Origin of the sequence: Paraglaciecola chathamensis S18K6 (assembly GCA_000314955.1) — a bacterium.
Taxonomy (GTDB): domain Bacteria; phylum Pseudomonadota; class Gammaproteobacteria; order Enterobacterales; family Alteromonadaceae; genus Paraglaciecola; species Paraglaciecola chathamensis.
Genome location: BAEM01000032.1, coordinates 205,945 through 223,891, shown reverse-complemented (window position 1 = coordinate 223,891; position 17,947 = coordinate 205,945). Strand labels below are relative to the sequence as shown.

Annotated in this window: 15 protein-coding genes; 9 read left to right on the top strand and 6 right to left on the bottom strand. The window is 43.2% G+C overall.

The window, feature by feature from the left end; all coding sequences use genetic code 11:
- Positions 1 to 26: 26 nt before the first annotated feature.
- Positions 27 to 2,258, bottom strand: a complete 2,232-nt coding sequence (locus GCHA_RS10605) for an NADP-dependent isocitrate dehydrogenase (RefSeq protein WP_007987973.1) — start codon at positions 2,256 to 2,258, stop codon at positions 27 to 29.
- A gap of 227 nt (positions 2,259 to 2,485) precedes the next feature.
- On the opposite strand from GCHA_RS10605, the gene GCHA_RS10600 reads away from it, so the two are divergent.
- The 6 genes from GCHA_RS10600 (at position 2,486) to GCHA_RS10575 (ending at position 8,914) form a co-directional block, all read left to right on the top strand.
- Positions 2,486 to 3,064: a pseudouridine synthase gene (locus tag GCHA_RS10600; protein WP_007987972.1), complete on the top strand. Its 579-nt coding sequence runs from the start codon at positions 2,486 to 2,488 to the stop codon at positions 3,062 to 3,064.
- A gap of 109 nt (positions 3,065 to 3,173) precedes the next feature.
- Entirely contained in the window at positions 3,174 to 4,307 is a 1,134-nt protein-coding gene (mnmA, locus tag GCHA_RS10595; RefSeq protein WP_039992348.1) for a tRNA 2-thiouridine(34) synthase MnmA, read from the top strand.
- Complete coding sequence (gene hflD / locus GCHA_RS10590; protein WP_007987968.1) at positions 4,307 to 4,966, top strand: high frequency lysogenization protein HflD; 660 nt, start codon at positions 4,307 to 4,309, stop codon at positions 4,964 to 4,966. Before mnmA ends, hflD begins: the two co-directional genes overlap by 1 nt.
- A 13-nt stretch (positions 4,967 to 4,979) precedes the next feature.
- Positions 4,980 to 6,347, top strand: a complete 1,368-nt coding sequence (gene purB / locus GCHA_RS10585) for an adenylosuccinate lyase (protein WP_007987965.1) — start codon at positions 4,980 to 4,982, stop codon at positions 6,345 to 6,347.
- Positions 6,348 to 6,459: 112 nt separating this feature from the next.
- The gene (locus tag GCHA_RS10580) at positions 6,460 to 7,683 is read left to right on the top strand and encodes an adenylate/guanylate cyclase domain-containing protein (RefSeq protein WP_039992332.1); all 1,224 of its coding nucleotides are present in this window, start codon (positions 6,460 to 6,462) and stop codon (positions 7,681 to 7,683) included.
- 61 nt (positions 7,684 to 7,744) lie between these two features.
- On the top strand, positions 7,745 to 8,914 hold the full coding sequence (locus tag GCHA_RS10575) for a cupin domain-containing protein (RefSeq protein WP_007987961.1): 1,170 nt from the start codon (positions 7,745 to 7,747) through the stop codon (positions 8,912 to 8,914).
- 135 nt (positions 8,915 to 9,049) lie between these two features.
- On the opposite strand, the gene GCHA_RS10570 is transcribed toward GCHA_RS10575, so the two are convergent.
- The 5 genes from GCHA_RS10570 to GCHA_RS10550 all read right to left on the bottom strand — a co-directional run bounded on the left by GCHA_RS10570 (position 9,050) and on the right by GCHA_RS10550 (position 13,294).
- Complete coding sequence (locus tag GCHA_RS10570) at positions 9,050 to 9,892, bottom strand: DUF6279 family lipoprotein (protein ID WP_007987960.1); 843 nt, start codon at positions 9,890 to 9,892, stop codon at positions 9,050 to 9,052.
- A gap of 213 nt (positions 9,893 to 10,105) precedes the next feature.
- Complete coding sequence (locus GCHA_RS10565; protein WP_007987959.1) at positions 10,106 to 10,924, bottom strand: LytR/AlgR family response regulator transcription factor; 819 nt, start codon at positions 10,922 to 10,924, stop codon at positions 10,106 to 10,108.
- Positions 10,925 to 10,934: 10 nt separating this feature from the next.
- Positions 10,935 to 11,996 carry a sensor histidine kinase gene (locus tag GCHA_RS10560; RefSeq protein ID WP_013753667.1) on the bottom strand — a complete coding sequence of 354 codons (1,062 nt, stop codon included), beginning with the start codon at positions 11,994 to 11,996 and terminating at the stop codon, positions 10,935 to 10,937.
- 134 nt (positions 11,997 to 12,130) lie between these two features.
- Entirely contained in the window at positions 12,131 to 12,592 is a 462-nt protein-coding gene (locus GCHA_RS10555; protein WP_007987957.1) for an Mpo1 family 2-hydroxy fatty acid dioxygenase, read from the bottom strand.
- Between the two features lie 87 nt (positions 12,593 to 12,679).
- Entirely contained in the window at positions 12,680 to 13,294 is a 615-nt protein-coding gene (locus GCHA_RS10550) for a PilZ domain-containing protein (protein ID WP_007987956.1), read from the bottom strand.
- 228 nt (positions 13,295 to 13,522) lie between these two features.
- Here GCHA_RS10550 and GCHA_RS10545 point away from each other — a divergent pair, with 228 nt between their 5' ends.
- The 3 genes from GCHA_RS10545 (at position 13,523) to ahr (ending at position 17,873) form a co-directional block, all read left to right on the top strand.
- Entirely contained in the window at positions 13,523 to 15,373 is a 1,851-nt protein-coding gene (locus tag GCHA_RS10545) for a M61 family metallopeptidase (RefSeq protein WP_007987955.1), read from the top strand.
- Positions 15,374 to 15,637: 264 nt separating this feature from the next.
- On the top strand, positions 15,638 to 16,678 hold the full coding sequence (gene add, locus GCHA_RS10540) for an adenosine deaminase (RefSeq protein WP_007987953.1): 1,041 nt from the start codon (positions 15,638 to 15,640) through the stop codon (positions 16,676 to 16,678).
- A 193-nt stretch (positions 16,679 to 16,871) separates the two neighbouring features.
- A complete protein-coding gene (gene ahr / locus GCHA_RS10535) occupies positions 16,872 to 17,873 on the top strand; it encodes an NADPH-dependent aldehyde reductase Ahr (RefSeq protein ID WP_039992347.1) in 1,002 nt (333 codons plus the stop codon).
- Positions 17,874 to 17,947 lie beyond the last annotated feature (74 nt).

Here is a 17,947-nt window from a genome sequence, read left to right as displayed (position 1 = left end):
GCTTTTTTATGCCTAATTAAAAATAATCACTTAAATTCTTTTAGGATAGTATTCAATGTTTCACTTGGGCACATAGCTTGTGTCAAAAGTGCATCATCAGGGTAGTAGTACCCACCAATGTTCTCTGGTGAACCTTGCGTTGCGTCAATTTCAGCGACAATTTTCGCTTCATTGCTGCTTAGCGCATCAAACAAAGGCCCAAACTTATCAGCAAGTGCTTTGTCCTCAGTTTGGCTAGATAGCGCTTCAGCCCAGTATAAGGCTAGGTAGAAATGACTACCGCGGTTATCCAATTGACCCGCTTTACGCTGAGGTGATTTACCTTCATTTAATAGCTTCTCTGTTGCAGTATCTAACGCTTTCGCCAATACTTTTGCTTTGGTATTGTCGTTTTTGATAGCAAGATCTTCAATTGAAACGGCTATTGCTAAGAACTCACCTAATGAATCCCAGCGCAAATGACCTTCTTCAACAAATTGTTGAACATGCTTAGGTGCACTGCCACCCGCGCCTGTTTCGAACAAACCGCCACCGGCCATTAACGGCACGATTGAAAGCATTTTCGCACTGGTACCCAACTCAAGGATCGGGAATAAATCGGTTAAATAATCACGTAGTACGTTACCTGTTACTGAGATAGTGTCTAGGCCACGAAGCGCACGCTCCATTGAGTAACGGATTGCACGAACAGGTGCCATGATCTCAATGTGCAAGCCATCTGTGTCGTGATCTTTTAGATAGGTGTTCACTTTTTCAATTAGCTGAGCATCGTGAGCACGTTCATCATCTAACCAGAAAATCGCAGGATCACCTGATTGACGTGCTCGATTAACCGCTAACTTAACCCAATCTTGGATAGGCGCGTCTTTGGCCTGACACATACGCCAGATGTCGCCCTCTTCAACGTTATGCTCCATCAACACGTTTTCGTCTTGATCGATAACACGCACAGTACCCGTACCGGCCATTTCAAACGTTTTATCGTGTGAACCGTACTCTTCCGCTTTTTGTGCCATCAAACCAACGTTTGACACAGAGCCCATAGTCACTGGGTCAAATGCACCGTGGGTTTTACAGAAGTTAATCATTTCTTGATAGATAGTCGCGTAAGTACTTTCTGGAATAACGGCTTTAGTGTCATGCAGTTTTCCATCAGGACCCCACATTTGACCAGAAGAACGGATCATCGCAGGCATTGACGCATCAACAATCACGTCACTTGGTACGTGAAGGTTAGAAATTCCTTTGTCAGAGTTTACCATCGCAATAGGCGGACGGTCAGCGTAACAAGCGTTTATATCTGCTTGAATTTCAGCACGCTGCGACTCAGGTAATGTTGCAATTTTATCGTAAACACTGCCCAGACCATTGTTTGCGTCTACGCCTAGCTCTTCAAATAATGCTGCGTGTTTTTCAAAAAGTTTTTTATAGAAAACTTTTACACAGTGACCGAATACGATGGGGTGAGATACCTTCATCATGGTCGCTTTGACGTGTAACGAGAAAAGAATACCCGTTTGTTTTGCATCTTCAATTTGCTCTTCGAAGAAATCACATAATGCTTTCTTGCTCATAAACATGCCGTCAATCACTTCACCGGCAAGTAAATCAACACGTGGCTTTAATACTGTTGCTTGTCCACTTGCATCAGTGAACTCGATACGAACGTGACCCGCTTTATCAACCGTGACTGATTTTTCACCTGAGTAGAAATCACCGCCACGCATGTGAGCCACATGTGTTTGTGAAGCTTGGCTCCACTCGCCCATCGAATGCGGATTTTTGCGCGCGTAGCTTTTTACTGCTTTAGGCGCGCGGCGATCAGAGTTACCTTCACGTAGCACTGGGTTTACTGCACTGCCCAGTACTTTAGAGTAACGCGCTTCAACGTCTTTTTCTTCGTCGGTAGTTGGATCTTCTGGGTAAGCAGGAACGTTAAACCCTTTATCATTTAATTCTTTGATAGCGGCTTTTAGTTGCGGCTTAGAAGCACTGATATTAGGCAATTTAATGATATTTGTTGCTGCGTCTTGTGTGAGCTCGCCTAACTCTGCTAAGGCATCAGGTACTTTCTGCTCGTCACTCAAATAATCAGCAAAATTGGCCAAAATACGTGCTGCTAATGAAATGTCGCTAAGTTCGATTTCAATATCAGCAGATGAAGCAAATGATTCTACTATGGGTAACAACGAATATGTTGCTAGCGCTGGGGCTTCATCAGTTTTCGTATAGATAATCTTTGACTTCTGAGTTGTCATTATATACCTCAAATGTTGCGGTAGAGAGCTACCGGATTAGTGTAGACTGATATAAAGCACATTATTTGCTGCTAAATAGCGGTCATTTAGTAAATTTATCAGGAATTAACACATCCGATCCTGACATCAGGGTAAAGTTACATTGAAAAATTCGCTGGAAGATAATAAACAATTCGTCGCAGAGTGCAAAATAACTCAGCTATTTTATTCATAATAAGTTACAAGAAATGAACATTGATCAATATAAAAAGCCAAAAGTGCCTATTCGTCGTTCAAAAATCGTACTATTTAATAAACCATTCAACGTTTTAACGCAATTTACCGATGCTACCGGCAGGCAAACGTTGAAAGACTTCATTCCTATCCCAGATATATACGCTGCTGGGCGTCTTGATAAAGACAGCGAAGGCTTATTAGTACTGACCAACGACGGAAAATTACAGCACAAACTAACGGACCCCAAAAAGAAAACCAGTAAAACCTATTGGGTCCAAGTGGAAGGCGAACCCCAAGAGTACCAATTACAAGCATTGCGCGACGGTGTAGCGCTAAAAGACGGTATGACTCGTCCCGCGAAAGTTGAGCGAATGCAAGAACCCTCTTTATGGCCGCGAAATCCGCCTGTACGCTTTCGCCAATCCATTCCTACCAGTTGGTTAGCCATCACCATCAGTGAAGGTAAAAACCGTCAAGTTAGACGCATGACAGCTCACATCGGTTTTCCGACCTTGAGGTTGGTACGTTATCGAGTGGGTAACTGGACGTTAGACGGCATCGCCTCAGGCACTTACCGAGAACTTGATTAGGCGCGTTTATACAACATATTGTCACATATTATGCGTACATTGCAGATGATTTGTGTGTGGGGATTTGCTAGAATTCGCCACCATTTTTATTGAGACTTTGCTATTTATCATGCCTTATATTCATTCCCTTAGTGCTGCCGAGTTAGCCAGTAATAGCCAGAAAAAGGTTATTGTTGGTATGTCTGGTGGTGTCGATTCTTCTGTTTCAGCGTATATATTGCTGCAGCAAGGCTATCAAGTTGAAGGCCTTTTCATGAAGAACTGGGAAGAAGATGACAACGATGAATATTGCGCTGCGGCTGAAGATCTGAAAGACGCCCAAGCAGTAGCGGATAAGCTCGGCATTGAACTTCATCAAATTAACTTTGCGGCCGAGTATTGGGATAATGTGTTCGAATATTTTTTGGAAGAATATAAATCGGGACGCACACCAAACCCAGATATCATGTGCAACAAGGAAATCAAATTTAAAGCCTTCCTTGAATTTGCTGCTGAGGAGCTTGAAGCCGATTACATCGCCACCGGCCATTACGTACGCCGTCGTGAAGTAGACGGTCATTGGCAAATGTTACGCGGTATGGATGATAACAAAGATCAGAGTTATTTCTTGTATACCCTAGGCGAACAACATGTAGGCCAAACCTTATTCCCAATTGGCGATATTGAAAAGCCCCATGTTCGTGAAATAGCGCAAGAACAAGGGCTTATCACTCACGATAAAAAAGACAGCACGGGAATTTGTTTTATCGGTGAACGCAAATTTACTGATTTTCTATCTCAGTACCTTCCGGCTCAACCTGGCGTTATCGAAACACCAGAAGGCCAAGAGATTGGGCAACATCAAGGTTTGATGTACCACACGCTAGGCCAACGAAAAGGCCTAATGATCGGCGGTATGAAAGAATTTGGAGATGACCCTTGGTATGTGGTCGATAAAGACATGGCACGCAATGTCTTGATTGTGGGCCAAGGTGCCGATCACCCTCGCCTGTTTTCAAAAGGCTTAGTGGCAAATCAGTTACATTGGGTTGACCGTGTTGGCCCTACCTGTGCAATAAAGTGCAGCGTCAAAACACGTTATCGCCAAGAAGATATACCCTGCTCCCTAACATTGGATTCCGATGGCTCAGCACGTGTTATTTTTGATCAGCCGCAAAAAGCGGTGACACCAGGGCAATCTGCAGTGTTTTACTTAAATGAAGTCTGCTTAGGTGGCGGAATAATAGAGAGCTATATTCGTTAATGCAAAATTCGTCAAAAAATACTATCAATACCAGTGAAATTGAAAAATGCCTGGCCCTTGCAGGAGTATGCCAAGCAGCTGCGCTAGTTAAACAGGTCTCTAAGCACGGTAACTGCGACGAACAAGCCTATAAGGCCTGCATAGAAAGCATCACGATTACCGAGTCGGATAATACCGAACAAGTATACGGTCAAATGAGCAATCTAAAAATGGGCTTTGATATTCTGCACGCACAATTAGGCAATAGCTCAACGCCCAAAGACACTGTTGTTACGCGTTATATCGCGAACTTGTTGAGCATTGAACGCAAGCTCGCTCGCTCGTCCAAGCGGATGAGTGAATTGGGTGACAGAATTAATCATATAAAACGACAGCAACTCCATTTAGATTTATTTTCAGGGCAAATGTTGTCCAATTTAGCCAGTGTATACAGTGATGTGGTGAGCCCAGTTACCGCCAAAATACAGGTGTCTGGCGACCCTCAACTACTTAAACAAGTTGATAACCAACATAAGGTGCGCGCCTTACTTTTAGCGGGCGTTCGCTCAGCAGTCTTATGGCGTCAGCTAGGCGGTAAACGCCGACAAATATTACTCAACCGACAGCGCATTTTAGTCTGCGCTGAACAAGCATTAGCGCAAATTAACCAATCACGTTAGGAGCACACATTCCATGCAGTTATCCGCATTAACCGCCGTATCCCCCATAGATGGACGTTACGCTGACAAAACAGCAGAGTTACGCAGCATCTTTAGCGAGTTCGGTTTACTAAAGTACCGGGTACAAGTAGAAGTTCGCTGGTTGCAGAAATTGGCTTCTACCGCAGCTATCGAACAAGTGCCTGCTTTTAGTGCTGAGGCGAATGCAATACTAGATAACATCGTGGCCACATTTGATGAAAGCCATGCGGGGCGTATCAAAGAAATTGAACGCACCACTAATCATGATGTAAAGGCAGTTGAGTATTTTTTAAAAGAGCAAGTGGCGCAAAATGAAGAACTAAATGCGGTTAACGAGTTTATTCATTTTGCTTGTACCTCAGAAGACATCAACAATATGTCACATGCACTCATGCTCAAGGAAGCCCGTGATAGAGTAATATTGCCCTACACAGATAAATTAGTTGATGAATTAAAGCGTCTCGCAAAGGAATACCAAAGTATTCCTATGATGGCGAGAACACACGGACAACCTGCTTCCCCGACCACTATGGGTAAAGAGATGGCCAATGTTGCCTATCGCTTAGAGCGTCAACGCAAGCAAATAGCAGAGGTTGCCGTATTGGGTAAAGTTAATGGCGCAGTGGGTAACTATAACGCCCATTTATCAGCCTACCCAAGCCTTGATTGGGCGCAGTTTGCCCAAGAATTTGTAACAAGCTTAGGCGTAACATTAAACCCGTTTACCACCCAGATTGAACCACACGATTATATCGCTGAATTATTTGATGCTGTAGCGCGATTCAATACTATATTGATCGACTTTAACCGTGACGTTTGGGGTTATATCGCACTAGGACATTTCAAGCAAAAAACCATTGCTGGCGAAATCGGTTCATCAACCATGCCTCATAAAGTGAACCCAATTGACTTTGAAAACTCCGAAGGAAACTTAGGCTTGGCCAATGCCTTGTTTGGGCATCTTGCCAGTAAACTACCAGTATCTCGCTGGCAGCGAGACCTAACGGACTCAACTGTATTACGTAACCTAGGTGTGGGTGTGGGATATGCCATTATTGCCTATCAAGCGACACTAAAAGGGATCAGTAAACTGCAAGTTAATGAACAAAGTTTATTGAACGAACTCGATAACAACTGGGAACTACTCGCAGAGCCAATTCAAACCGTTATGCGTCGCTACGGCATTGAAAAACCTTACGAGAAATTAAAAGAGCTCACCCGCGGTAAAAAAGTTAATCAGCAGATTATGGCGGAATTTATTGACGGGCTTGAATTACCAGATGAAGCAAAAGTTCAGCTAAAAAAATTAACGCCGTCTAACTACATAGGCCAAGCGGTCGACCTTGTTAACCAGATCTAACCGATAGCTAAACGAGGGGATCGCTATCCCCTCACCTTTCGCCACATTTTTAGGCAAAATAACTGCTCATTTTAGCCTATACTCAATTCCTCTTGGTCAAATGGAAGACCTCATGGTCACTCGCATTTTACACGCATGGATTTGGTGCGGCATTCCAACTAATCCCACGTATGATATTAATCCTACTCGGATCAGCAACATCATTAGTTTGATGGTTATCTTTGTACTTTTACTGCAGGTGCCCATTAGTGCGTATTACTGGCGCTATGATGGATTATACAAATTAGGTTTGATCGTAAGTCACTGTGCACTTCTATGCTTTGTCCCGTTACTCAATCGGGCTCAACTTCAGCCGCTAGCAAAAATGGCACTGGTATTCATTTTCATTAGTTATATCTGTTGGTCTAGCGTCATCTGGCAAGCCAATGTTCACGTGCACTACTATCTATTATTAGGCATTTTTGTTTGTCCTTTCATCTTTAGTAACCAGCGAGTCACAATGTGGCTAAGCATTTTGTCCCATGTCTTGTTTTTCTTACTGATCGATGGATTTTTTATCTTGCGTGTTAACCCCCAGGAATTGTCTGAGTATCATCAGACGGTCAGTGTATCAAGTAGCGTATTTCTGGCTTTATCTTGCACGTTAACGAGCTTTCATATTGGACGTAATATGACACGTACCCAGCAAAAGCTGTCGTTAGCCAATCAACGTTCAGAATCTCTTTTATTGAACATTCTGCCGCTGCCAATTGCCCAACGTTTGAAATATGCAAAAGGTAAGATTGCCGACCAATATGAACAAGCGTCTATATGTTTTGTTGATTTGGAGAGTTTCAGCTTATTGGTGAAATCTTTAAAAGCCCATGAACTTGTGGATTTGCTTGATGATGTCTTTACCCAGTTTGATCAGCTAAGTACTTATCATGGGCTGGAAAAAATAAAAACCATAGGTGATGGATATATGGCAGCAGCCGGAGTTCCCAAAAGTAACAATGCGCATGCACTGCAATGTTGCGCATATGCTCTGGCAGTAAAAGAGGCTTTTGTTAGGCTGCAAATCAAATACGACCTTAGAACGGGGCTACGTATTGGCATCGGTTCTGGGGAAGTGGTAGCCGGTGTCATAGGTCGCAGTAAATTCTGTTACGATTTGTGGGGGGAAGCTGTTACCCTTGCAGCGAGAATGGAAAGCCACGGCCGCAGTGATCATATTCAAGTAACGCAATCGACTTACGAGATGGCCAAACACAAATATTGCTTTGAACCCAGAGGTGAAGTGAGTGTTAAAGGGTTAGGCCAAATTCAAACCTATTGGTTGCTCGGTGTAAAAGAATAAGTCCAGCTCAATTTCACGCTTCTAAAATAAAATAACAATCAGCACAAGGGCTGCAGTTACCATGTATGTATTTGACAATTTTGATCCAGAAATATTTTTAGATTATCACTGGCAAAAAAGCCCCGCAGTATTCAGACGCACATTCAAGAAATTTGTAGATCCGCTTGACGAACATGAGCTCGCTGGGTTGGCGCAAGACCCCCGTATAGATTCACGTGTAGTTTCTCTTGAGAAAACTACCTGGCAAGTAGAGCATGGTCCAATTGCTGACTTCGAAAAGGCATGTAAAGGGAATTGGAGTCTATTAGTACAAAGTGTTGATCAACATATAGATGAAGCAGACCAGCTTATTCGTATGTTTAATTTCATTCCCTATTGGCGGCTTGATGACTTAATGGTGAGTTTTTCAAATGAAGGGGCTGGTGTTGGACCTCATCTTGATCAATACGATGTGTTCATCATTCAAGGAAAAGGCAGTCGTCGCTGGCAGGCGGGTGATAAGGGAGAATACCCAACGTTTTATCCTCACCCAGATCTCAGTCAAATTACGCAATTTGAGCCTATTGTCGATGAAGTTTTGCAGCCTGGGGATATGATATACATCCCCGCTGGTTGCCCGCACAACGGTGTAGCCTTAGAAGATTGCATGAACTATTCCGTTGGCTTTCGAGCGCCATCACAACAGGATTTACTCTCTTCTTTTGCTGATTACAGTATTGACTTAGGTTTGTTTAAAACCCGTTATCAAGACAGAGGGCTAACACCAAGACGGGACCCAAGTGAATTAGCACAAGCCGAAATTAGCAGTTTTAGAAAAATGCTTCACGAGACCATTGATTCAGCTCACTTTGAACGCTGGTTAACGTCTCATTTTAGCAATACTCAGCTTAATCAGGGCTATGATGAGCAGCACAACCCAGATTACACCTTGAGCGAAATACTAGACTTGTTCGACGAACACACAATATTTGAGCGTCAACCTGGAGTACGTCCTGTATATCTCACAAAAAACGACCCTCAACATTCGTTAGAATTCTTCATCGAAGGCCAAGCCTTCTTTGCACCCGCCAAGTATGTTCCCGCGGTACGTGAATTACTCAAATCACCCACATGGCAATACCAAGCATCAAGTACGACTGCCACTCCTTTGTCGGTTAATCATTTTTGGGTACAACTTATGAGTGAGTTGGTCAATGCTGGTGCATGGTTGCCTAAAGAAGAAACCTATTAAAAAGAATGTCCTAGAATATGAACCGAAGCCGGCTTGCATCAGCGGGCCCGCTTTGGCTGATGCTAAACTGAAGCCTTAACGAACTACCTAAAGTCTCGCGATTTCATAACAGGTGAACTTCTATAGGGTTTTCCCCTAGTCTTCTTGCAAATCAGTTATGTCATCAATAAGGTTTTGCAGTTCATTTAAGGCTTTTTTCTTTTGTTTAGCGCTAAGTGATTGCCCAAGCTCAGCTAACATGGCCGCATAAACCTGATTATTGTGTTGTGATATTAAGACAAGTTCATCGTCTTGATAACGCTCAGGGTGTGACAGTAAATCTAAGAAGTTTTGTTGAAAATCAGGCTCCTGGCGCTTATTCAGTAGCATCTCAAAAGCGGCTTTCTGAATTCGCTGGCGATAAGCCATCCATAGATCAAAACTGCTTTTAAACTCGTCTGCATACGTTACGATTATCGCTTTTTGTTCAGGACGTAGCTTACCGATAAACTCCTTAGCGTTATCCTGGGTATCTTCGATATTTTTCTCTAAACGCTCTTCTAATGTACGCTCTTTGCGCTTTTCAATTCGTTCTTCATTTTGTTCATTTAACTCAGCAAATAAGTCAATGACTTGTTCATCCGTCAAATGTGGGGCAAGGTTCACCAATTCAGGGCTAACGTGATCTCTAAAACGCACCCAGTGCTGCTTACCGAGCTCAAAATGCGCTAACCATTGTGTTTGGCTAACCGGTCCGGATGAAATCTGTTGATATAAGGCTGTGAGATGAGATTTATATTCGCTCAATTCGTCTTGACGATGCCAATGCATCCACTTCTCAACATGACCATCAAGCAGTGATTTTTGGCTTTTATCTAACTCTATATAGTCATCAATATACCAATACATCAACCAGTCAATATTGTTGTAGGCGAACTTTGAGCTACACCCAGTGAGCAGTAAATTGAGGGTAAAAAAAAGTAAAATGATTTTTTTCATGAATATATCAACCACGTGACTGAAGCAAAATACAAAAAATGGCGCCTGACGATTTTACGTTTGTTGTTAAAGGTATTGCTGCCATCTAAATGTTTAGCTAGAGATTTAGATAGATATCTACCTAATCCCATTACCTATCATTGAATATAAACACTAACGTCGCCAAAGTCGTTATACTTTTTCCTTACCTGTCAGTCAGTTTGTTACCAAATATTAACTATTAATCATACTCTTAACATTATCTCTATGGCTGCGACTCACCTTTAACTCGGTCCCATTAGATAAAATAAGATGGTACTCGCCACTTACATGACTGACTAATTTTTGCACATACTTGATATTCACTATTGCTGAGCGATGCACTCTGACAAAGACACGAGGGTCGAGTTCTTCTTCTAGCTCTTTCATGGTGCGGCGCATAATGTGGGTTTGTTCTAGCGCGTGTACACACATGTAATCGCCTGCGGCATCAATCCACTGCACATCAGCCAATGAGACGCGTGTTACTTCCGTGCCATCTTTGATAGCTAATACATCACCGTATTGAGTCGTATTTAATACTTCACCACTGGCTAAGCGGCGCAATATGTCTTCACAGTCGTCACCTGTAAAATCAGCAACAATCTTAGCTAAGGTTTGTTTGTGATCAGACTCGCTGTGTAAAGACACATGATTAATGACTTTATCAACAGCAACACGCAAGCGTTCATCGTCTACCGGCTTTAGTACATAATCTAATGCGTGAGCATCAAATGCCTTTATGGCATAGGTATCGTAAGCGGTAACAAAAATAACCATCGGTACAGGTTGATTTAGCTCTCGCAATTTATTAATGACCTGAAAACCATTCAAGCCTGGCATTTGAATGTCCAAAAATATTAAATCTGGGCGTAACTGAGGAATAAGCGCGACCGCTTCTAGCCCATTTTTACACTGAGCAACAAGGTTGATTTCTGCAAAATCCGCTAAGCGCATCGCGAGGCCTTTTCTCGCTAACGGCTCGTCATCAATTATTACGGTGTTAATTTTCATGCACGACTTCTTATGTCTCAAATGGAATACGAATACACACTTTTATACCAGAAGGCTGACTGTTTGAAATACTAAATGAAAAATCATCTTTGTATAACGACCCTAACCGCTCTTGAATATTTTGTAAGCCTACGCCATTTTCGCGATACATTTGGCCATCTTTAATATCAGCTCCAGGGCCATTATCAGTAACTTCAAGCATTAAATCTCGCCCGAACACTTTAGCTGAAATAGCAATGCATCCGCCTTCCTCGAGCTTCGAAATAGCATATTTAATGGAATTCTCAATAAGCGGCTGCAGAATCAAACTCGGTACTAATGCCTCATTCGCAGTTGGTTGTACATCCCATATAACGGTAAGGCGATCTTCGAAACGTACTTTCTCTATAGCCAAATAGAGGGTTAACGCTTCTATTTCTTGTCGAAGGGGGACTTTTTTAATCGGATCTTTATCCAGCGAATAACGCAAAAAGTCACTTAAACGACTAACCATTGACTCTGCCGTCTTATTTTCTTTCATCAATATAAGCGTAGAGATAGCGTTCAAGGTATTAAACAAAAAGTGTGGATTGAGCTGATAGCGCAACATTTTAATGTGCGCTTGGTGTGCCATGGTAGAGGCACGAAGACTGTTTTGTTTCTCTTTCAGTAACATTTGGTAGTTCTTAATACCAAAATATAGGCCTGTCCAACAACCGATCATGATCAGTGAGTTAACCGTGTTGGTGAAATACATATACCATTCTTCTGGGCGATAGCCCTTTTTATATATCTCCCAGTAATTAACGTTTTTCACCAACGCCCACATTAATGCAACGATATACACACTGGCTAACACCACCATTAGCATTTTCAGTGGACTGAGTTTCATCGCCCGAGCGAAAATGTAGCGTAATGGTATGGTTAACAGCCAACCCGCATAAGCATTCAAGATGATCACGAACAGCCAAACGCTGCGCATATCATGTAAAAAAGAGCCTATGTAGTAAATTACTGCGAAACCGCCCCAACCAAGGGTGTGTAACGTCCAAAACAAACGTTCGCGAGTTTCAAATAAAGCCTGCCACTTCATTTTCGAAATACCATTAAAATTCAATGAAATAAGCATTATACGGGAAAGGTGAACCTAATGTTGTCGCTTGGGCGTGCGCCCTTCCCCGTTTATCGCATATTACGCTTAACCACAGCGAGAAACGGGGGAAGCAATTAATACGGAATGTTCATGCGTTTAAGCCAATGTACCCACCACCATGCAGGCCCAACGAGCAAAAACTGCACGTCTTTTAGAAATGACGGGCTTTTACCTTCTACTTTGTGACCAACAAATTGCAGGATCCACATCACCACAAACAACACTAAGCACACCATCCAAACGTCATACACAGAACGCTCGATGAGCATAATGCCATACAAAGACACCACACTAAGCAACGTCATCGCAGCGCCGATTGGCCCTGACAAACGAAAATAGTAAATCAACATTGGAATCACTGCGATATGCGCCCAAGTGACATCAAAATGTACTAACACCTCTGGACGAGGAATAGACCACACTAACCCTAGGGTCACAAAATAAATGGCAGGCACCGCCACCGCATGGATCAAGATATTGAATTTATTAGTATGGCTATGTCCGTACTCATTTAGCAGTATTTCTATTTGGCGCATTTATTATCTCGCTCTTATTTTACATCTAGTTAACATAATAGCATCGAGAATACCTAAAACCACGAAACCAGTCTATTGTCCTTTAGCTTAATCAATATTGATCAGTAACTGAGACAGCAGCTTAGCCACATCATTTTCATCGTCACAAAATTTAATGCCAAAATAGTGACGACTATCGTCCTCTTTTTTATTACGTACATGCCCCGACAAACTAATGTCATCCCCTTCAGAGTTAGGGATAAGCAACTCAAGCTCTTGATCAACAGCCGGTTTTACACCTTTGGCATCTCGGCCAATGCTGATCATGCAACCTTGATTAGAAATATCACGCACTAAGCAGGGCACTATGTGGCTGCGCTCTTGGCTGTCAATCAACAAAGCGGCAATGCGCGTTTGGGCGCGTTGTTCTGTTCGCAAACCATGGCTTTGTAAACTTTCCGGCAATGAGGTAAAAATCAGCTTTGACGGTTTAGTGATCACTATGATGATTTTGACTTTAAATGCCACGATTTCGCCGGTTTCGTCTTCCAATATACAGCGTACTATCATGGTATTGTTCATATAAATGGCACCACCTAAACCAGCCCATTTATTTTCATCGGGAAAACGAAAAATCAAACTACGATTTCCATCCATTCCAACAAATTCGGTTTTAACCCGTCTCTTTAAGGTTGGTGAATGAATTTGTAGGTCTACGATCATCCCCGAACGCATCGATCGCAATTTAAACAATTCATCCCTTGATAAGCCGCTGTTATTTGGCAAGAGTCAGCATCCTGTATATGAAGAAAACAAAATTAGGTGTACTTACTTCATTTAACGTAAAATTGGCCAGAATATAAAGTAATTTCGTTAAGATTTATCCTCAAGTCGTCGTAAAACGACTGGAATGTATGCAATTCATCTCTCTGTTTTTAAAGGTTTTAGTTCATGCCACAAGACTCTTTTGATATCCACTACACTGTTAACGTCTCATCTCTAGCTGGTCATTTAATTGACGTTAGCTTGCACATTAACCTCGCCTCAAACGAGGGCCACGAACTGAGCTTACCGGCTTGGATACCGGGCAGTTACATGATCCGTGACTTTGCAAAAAACCTAGTAGAAATAAGCGCGAAAGACAAAGACGGCAATGCAGTTGAACTACGCAAACTTGATAAGCAAACCTGGAAGCTTGCCGCCAATAGCGGGCCAATCGAAGTGTGTTATCGTGTTTATGCCTACGATTTATCGGTGCGCAGTGCTTATGTCTTCGATGACTTTGCTTTTTTCAATGGAACCAGTGTATTCCTTGCACTGAAAAGCCATCGAGATACTCCTTGTTTAGTCACATTGGTTAAGCCGCAGCTCGCACCGTGTGATAATTGGCGTGTTGCCACCACCCTGCCCCTAGCGAACACCACAGAGCACCATGAGTTCGGTGAATATCAGGCAAAAAATTACAACGAGTTAATAGACCACCCCATTTTACTCGGCAATTATGACGTTATTCCCTTTGATGTGGTTACCCCTATCAAGGAATTAGGCGCAGCAACGCCGCAGCATACCTGCCAATTTGAATTGATTTTAGCGGGTGGGCATCGCAGCGATACCAAGCGCATGGCTGAAGATTTACGCAAACTATGTGCTCATCACTTTGCTCTGTTTGATGACACGCCCCCCGTGGATCGTTATTTATTTATCACCATGCTTACCGGCAAAGATTTCGGCGGCCTAGAGCACGTATCGTCCACCGCGTTATTGTACAGCCGCGATGATTTACCCAGTCTGGCGCAAGCTGACCATATGCCTGATGGCTATCGCACATTTTTGAGCCTATGTAGCCATGAGTTTTTACATACATGGCATGTGAAGCGCACCAGACCGGCAGTATTGCAAGCCAGCGAACTGAGCCAAGAAACCTATACTCCCCAACTGTGGATCTACGAAGGCTTCACGAGTTATTACGATGACATCAGCTTAACGCGCAGCCATGTCACAGGTCATGACAGCTATTTAGAGGTATTGGGCCAAACGCTTACTCGATTAGAGCGAAACGCGGGTCGCTTCAAACAAACAGTGACTGATTCGAGTTTTGATGCATGGACCAAGTTTTACCAACAAGACGCCAGCGCGATCAACAATATTGTTAGTTACTACGTCAAGGGGGCTGTGATTGCTTTGTGTCTGGATTTACACATACGCATGAACACTCACCATACAAAAAGTTTAGATGACGTTATGCGCTATCTCTGGCAGCAACACGGCAAAATAGACCAAGGTACCCCAGACGATATTATTCATCGCATCGTACTTGAGGATATGGCGCTGCCCTTAGCCTCATTTTTACAAGATGCTTTGTATTCCACCAAGGAATTGCCCGTTGCGGCCTTATTAAATGAGTTTGGCGTCACCTTGCACAAGCGCCCACGCATCGATGGCAGTGACCTAGGCGGAAAACCGGCTCCGCGTGTAGCAAAAAATCAATTTGGCGCAGCGTTTAAAGCCGCAGATACTGGCGTGATCATTACCCAAGTTACTGAAAATAGCCCAGCGTATGACGCCGGTCTGCAAGTCGGCGATCAGTTAATCGCCTTAGATAGCTGGCAAGTCACCGCTGGCAATCTATTGAGTATCTACCAGCAATTTTCACCTAGTACACAGGTAACACTCGATGTATTGCGCCATCAGCGCTTAAAACAATTGCTCATGTCAGTAGAAGCGGCCAAAACAGACACAGTGTATTTAACTGTCAATGATCAACCCAAGCTGCAAAAATGGTTACCTAGCGTCAAATCATAGTGGCGTATTGGTACTAGATTGAGGGAGTTCCATCTTGAACCATCCGCGCTATAAAGCGCGCTTTGCATTTTGCACCAGTTTTGTACATTTACCTCAGTTCAGGGCAAAACTGGTGCAGTTATCACTTCTGTATTACCTCTACAATTTATAAAAGTCTTATTAATTAAGCCTATAGCAGAATATTTCTCGGGCATGAACTTTGCTGTAAACGTTAGCACATAATTAATTTGCTATTTACTCAGCATCATAAAAAGGATCAGTCCAATGCAACCTCAACCATTAGATATGCAGCAGTTTATTTGCAATATGCCCAAAGCTGAGCTGCACGTTCACCTTGAAGGCACCCTTGAACCTGAGTTAAGTTTCGCTTTAGCCACTAAGAACAATATCCCATTAGAGTACGACACCCCAGAACAACTTGTTGCAGCCTATGACTTTCATGACTTACCCTCTTTCTTAAAAATATATTACGCAGGCATGAATGTACTGCAACAAGAAGAAGATTTTTATCAACTCACTTGGGATTATTTAGCCAAAGCAGCTAGCGAAAATATCGTATACGTCGAGCTTTTCTTCGATCCTCAAGCGCATACATGCCGTGGGGTTAGCTTTGAAACCATCATTACCGGTATTCATAAGGCACAACTCGACGCAGAACAAAAACTCGGGATACGTAGCCAGCTCATCATGTGTTTTTTGCGTGAGCTCAGTGCAGAGTCAGCGATGGAACACCTCAAACTCGCCATGCCCTATTTGCCTTGGTTAGTCGGTGTAGGGCTAGATTCTAACGAACAAGACAACCCACCAGCGAAATTTGCCGCGGTATTTGAATACGCTCGCGCATTAGACTTAAAACTAACGATGCACTGTGACGTTAACCAGCAAAATACCCTGACCCATATCAAGCAGTGCTTAGATGATATTCAAGTAGATCGCATTGACCACGGGGTAAATGCCCTACAAGACCCAGCTTTACTGGCTTCTATCAAACAAAAACAACTGGGTTTAACGGTTTGTCCAGTATCGAACCGTTTTGTGGTGCAATCATTAACCTCAAACGAAATTCGTCAGATGCTTGAGCACGATTTACTGGTCACCATTAACTCAGACGACCCTGCATATTTTCGAGCCTACTTAAATGACAACTTTTTAGCACTGCAAAAAGAAGGACACTTTAGCGCACAGGATATCGTCACTATGGTAAAAAACGCCTTCAACGTAGCTTGGTTAAAAGACACTGAAATTAGCCAGTATCTTTATCAAGTAGACCTATACGTTAAACAGGCACAATATCAAGCTGCGTAATGATAAAGCGCTACAGCTGATAAAGGTACTAAAGGTGCCCTTAGCCTAGTGCAATTATAAGTAGTTTTGGTGGGTGTTTATCAATGGTTGTGATACAGATTTTGATTGTTATCTTGGTGCACTGAAGCACACTGTACCAAACAAAAATGTACAAAACGAAGATGTACAAACGATAATCAATTCCGGAGCAACCATGATAAAGGCCTACGCTGCACATGAACCAAAAGGTGAGCTTACCCCATTCGAGTACGATCCAGGGGAACTAAAACCCGACGAAGTTGAAATTGATGTGATGTATTGCGGTGTATGCCACAGCGATCTTAGTGTCATTGATAATGAATGGGGGATCAGCAAATATCCAGTTGTCGGCGGACACGAAGTGGTCGGCCGCATTCGCCAAGTAGGCAGCGCAGTAAAAGGGCTCAAAGTCGGTCAAGTCGCTGGTTTAGGGTGGCACGCTAGCTATTGCGAACATTGCCGTCAATGCGACATAGGCGATCACAACTTGTGCGCCAAAGCCCGTCCGACAATTGTCGGTCATCATGGCGGGTTCGCCGATAAAGTGCGAGCGCAAGAAAGTGCCGTGGTAGCTATCCCCGATGGAATTGATTTAGCCTCGGCAGGCCCACTATTTTGCGGCGGCATTACGGTGTTCAATCCATTGAGCGAATTTGATATCAAGCCCACAGACAAGGTTGCGGTGATTGGTATCGGTGGCTTGGGGCATCTCGCGTTACAGTTCTTAAACGCTTGGGGCTGTAAAGTGACGGCGTTTACTTCAAGCGAATCGAAACAAGAAGAGGCGCTATCTTTAGGTGCCCACAATGTGATTAACTCCCGAGACAAAGACCAAATTAAACAAGCCTCTGGCGAATTTGACCTAATTATTTCAACGGTAGCAGTATCGCTTGATTGGGAGGCTTACATCAGCACTCTCGCCCCCAGAGGACGCTTGCATTTTGTGGGCGCGCTAACCCAGCCGCTAAAAATAAGTGTATTTTCATTGATGTCACAACAGCGCAGCGTATCAAGCTCGCCCGTCGGCAGCCCGGCAACCATCAAAAAAATGCTCGAATTTGCCAATTTGCACGACATTAAACCGGTCATCGAAACCTACTCATTTGACCAGATTAATCAAGCACTTGAAAGGTTACGTACGGGTGACGTTAAGTATCGCATCGTATTGAAACGCTAATGTTGAAGCACTAAACCTTTGCCAAATACAAAGCGCGCCCTAAGCAGTCAAAAACTGCCTTAAGGCGTGCTTGT

Excerpts from the sequence above, each read along its gene's own strand:
- GCHA_RS10605 (WP_007987973.1), bottom strand. The coding sequence starts at position 2,258 with ATGACAACTCAGAAGTCAAAGATTATCTATACGAAAACTGATGAAGCC.
- GCHA_RS10600 (WP_007987972.1), top strand. The coding sequence starts at position 2,486 with ATGAACATTGATCAATATAAAAAGCCAAAAGTGCCTATTCGTCGTTCA.
- mnmA (WP_039992348.1), top strand. The coding sequence starts at position 3,174 with ATGCCTTATATTCATTCCCTTAGTGCTGCCGAGTTAGCCAGTAATAGC.
- hflD (WP_007987968.1), top strand. The coding sequence starts at position 4,307 with ATGCAAAATTCGTCAAAAAATACTATCAATACCAGTGAAATTGAAAAA.
- purB (WP_007987965.1), top strand. The coding sequence starts at position 4,980 with ATGCAGTTATCCGCATTAACCGCCGTATCCCCCATAGATGGACGTTAC.
- GCHA_RS10580 (WP_039992332.1), top strand. The coding sequence starts at position 6,460 with ATGGTCACTCGCATTTTACACGCATGGATTTGGTGCGGCATTCCAACT.
- GCHA_RS10575 (WP_007987961.1), top strand. The coding sequence starts at position 7,745 with ATGTATGTATTTGACAATTTTGATCCAGAAATATTTTTAGATTATCAC.
- GCHA_RS10570 (WP_007987960.1), bottom strand. The coding sequence starts at position 9,892 with ATGAAAAAAATCATTTTACTTTTTTTTACCCTCAATTTACTGCTCACT.
- GCHA_RS10565 (WP_007987959.1), bottom strand. The coding sequence starts at position 10,924 with ATGAAAATTAACACCGTAATAATTGATGACGAGCCGTTAGCGAGAAAA.
- GCHA_RS10560 (WP_013753667.1), bottom strand. The coding sequence starts at position 11,996 with ATGAAGTGGCAGGCTTTATTTGAAACTCGCGAACGTTTGTTTTGGACG.
- GCHA_RS10555 (WP_007987957.1), bottom strand. The coding sequence starts at position 12,592 with ATGCGCCAAATAGAAATACTGCTAAATGAGTACGGACATAGCCATACT.
- GCHA_RS10550 (WP_007987956.1), bottom strand. The coding sequence starts at position 13,294 with ATGATCGTAGACCTACAAATTCATTCACCAACCTTAAAGAGACGGGTT.
- GCHA_RS10545 (WP_007987955.1), top strand. The coding sequence starts at position 13,523 with ATGCCACAAGACTCTTTTGATATCCACTACACTGTTAACGTCTCATCT.
- add (WP_007987953.1), top strand. The coding sequence starts at position 15,638 with ATGCAACCTCAACCATTAGATATGCAGCAGTTTATTTGCAATATGCCC.
- ahr (WP_039992347.1), top strand. The coding sequence starts at position 16,872 with ATGATAAAGGCCTACGCTGCACATGAACCAAAAGGTGAGCTTACCCCA.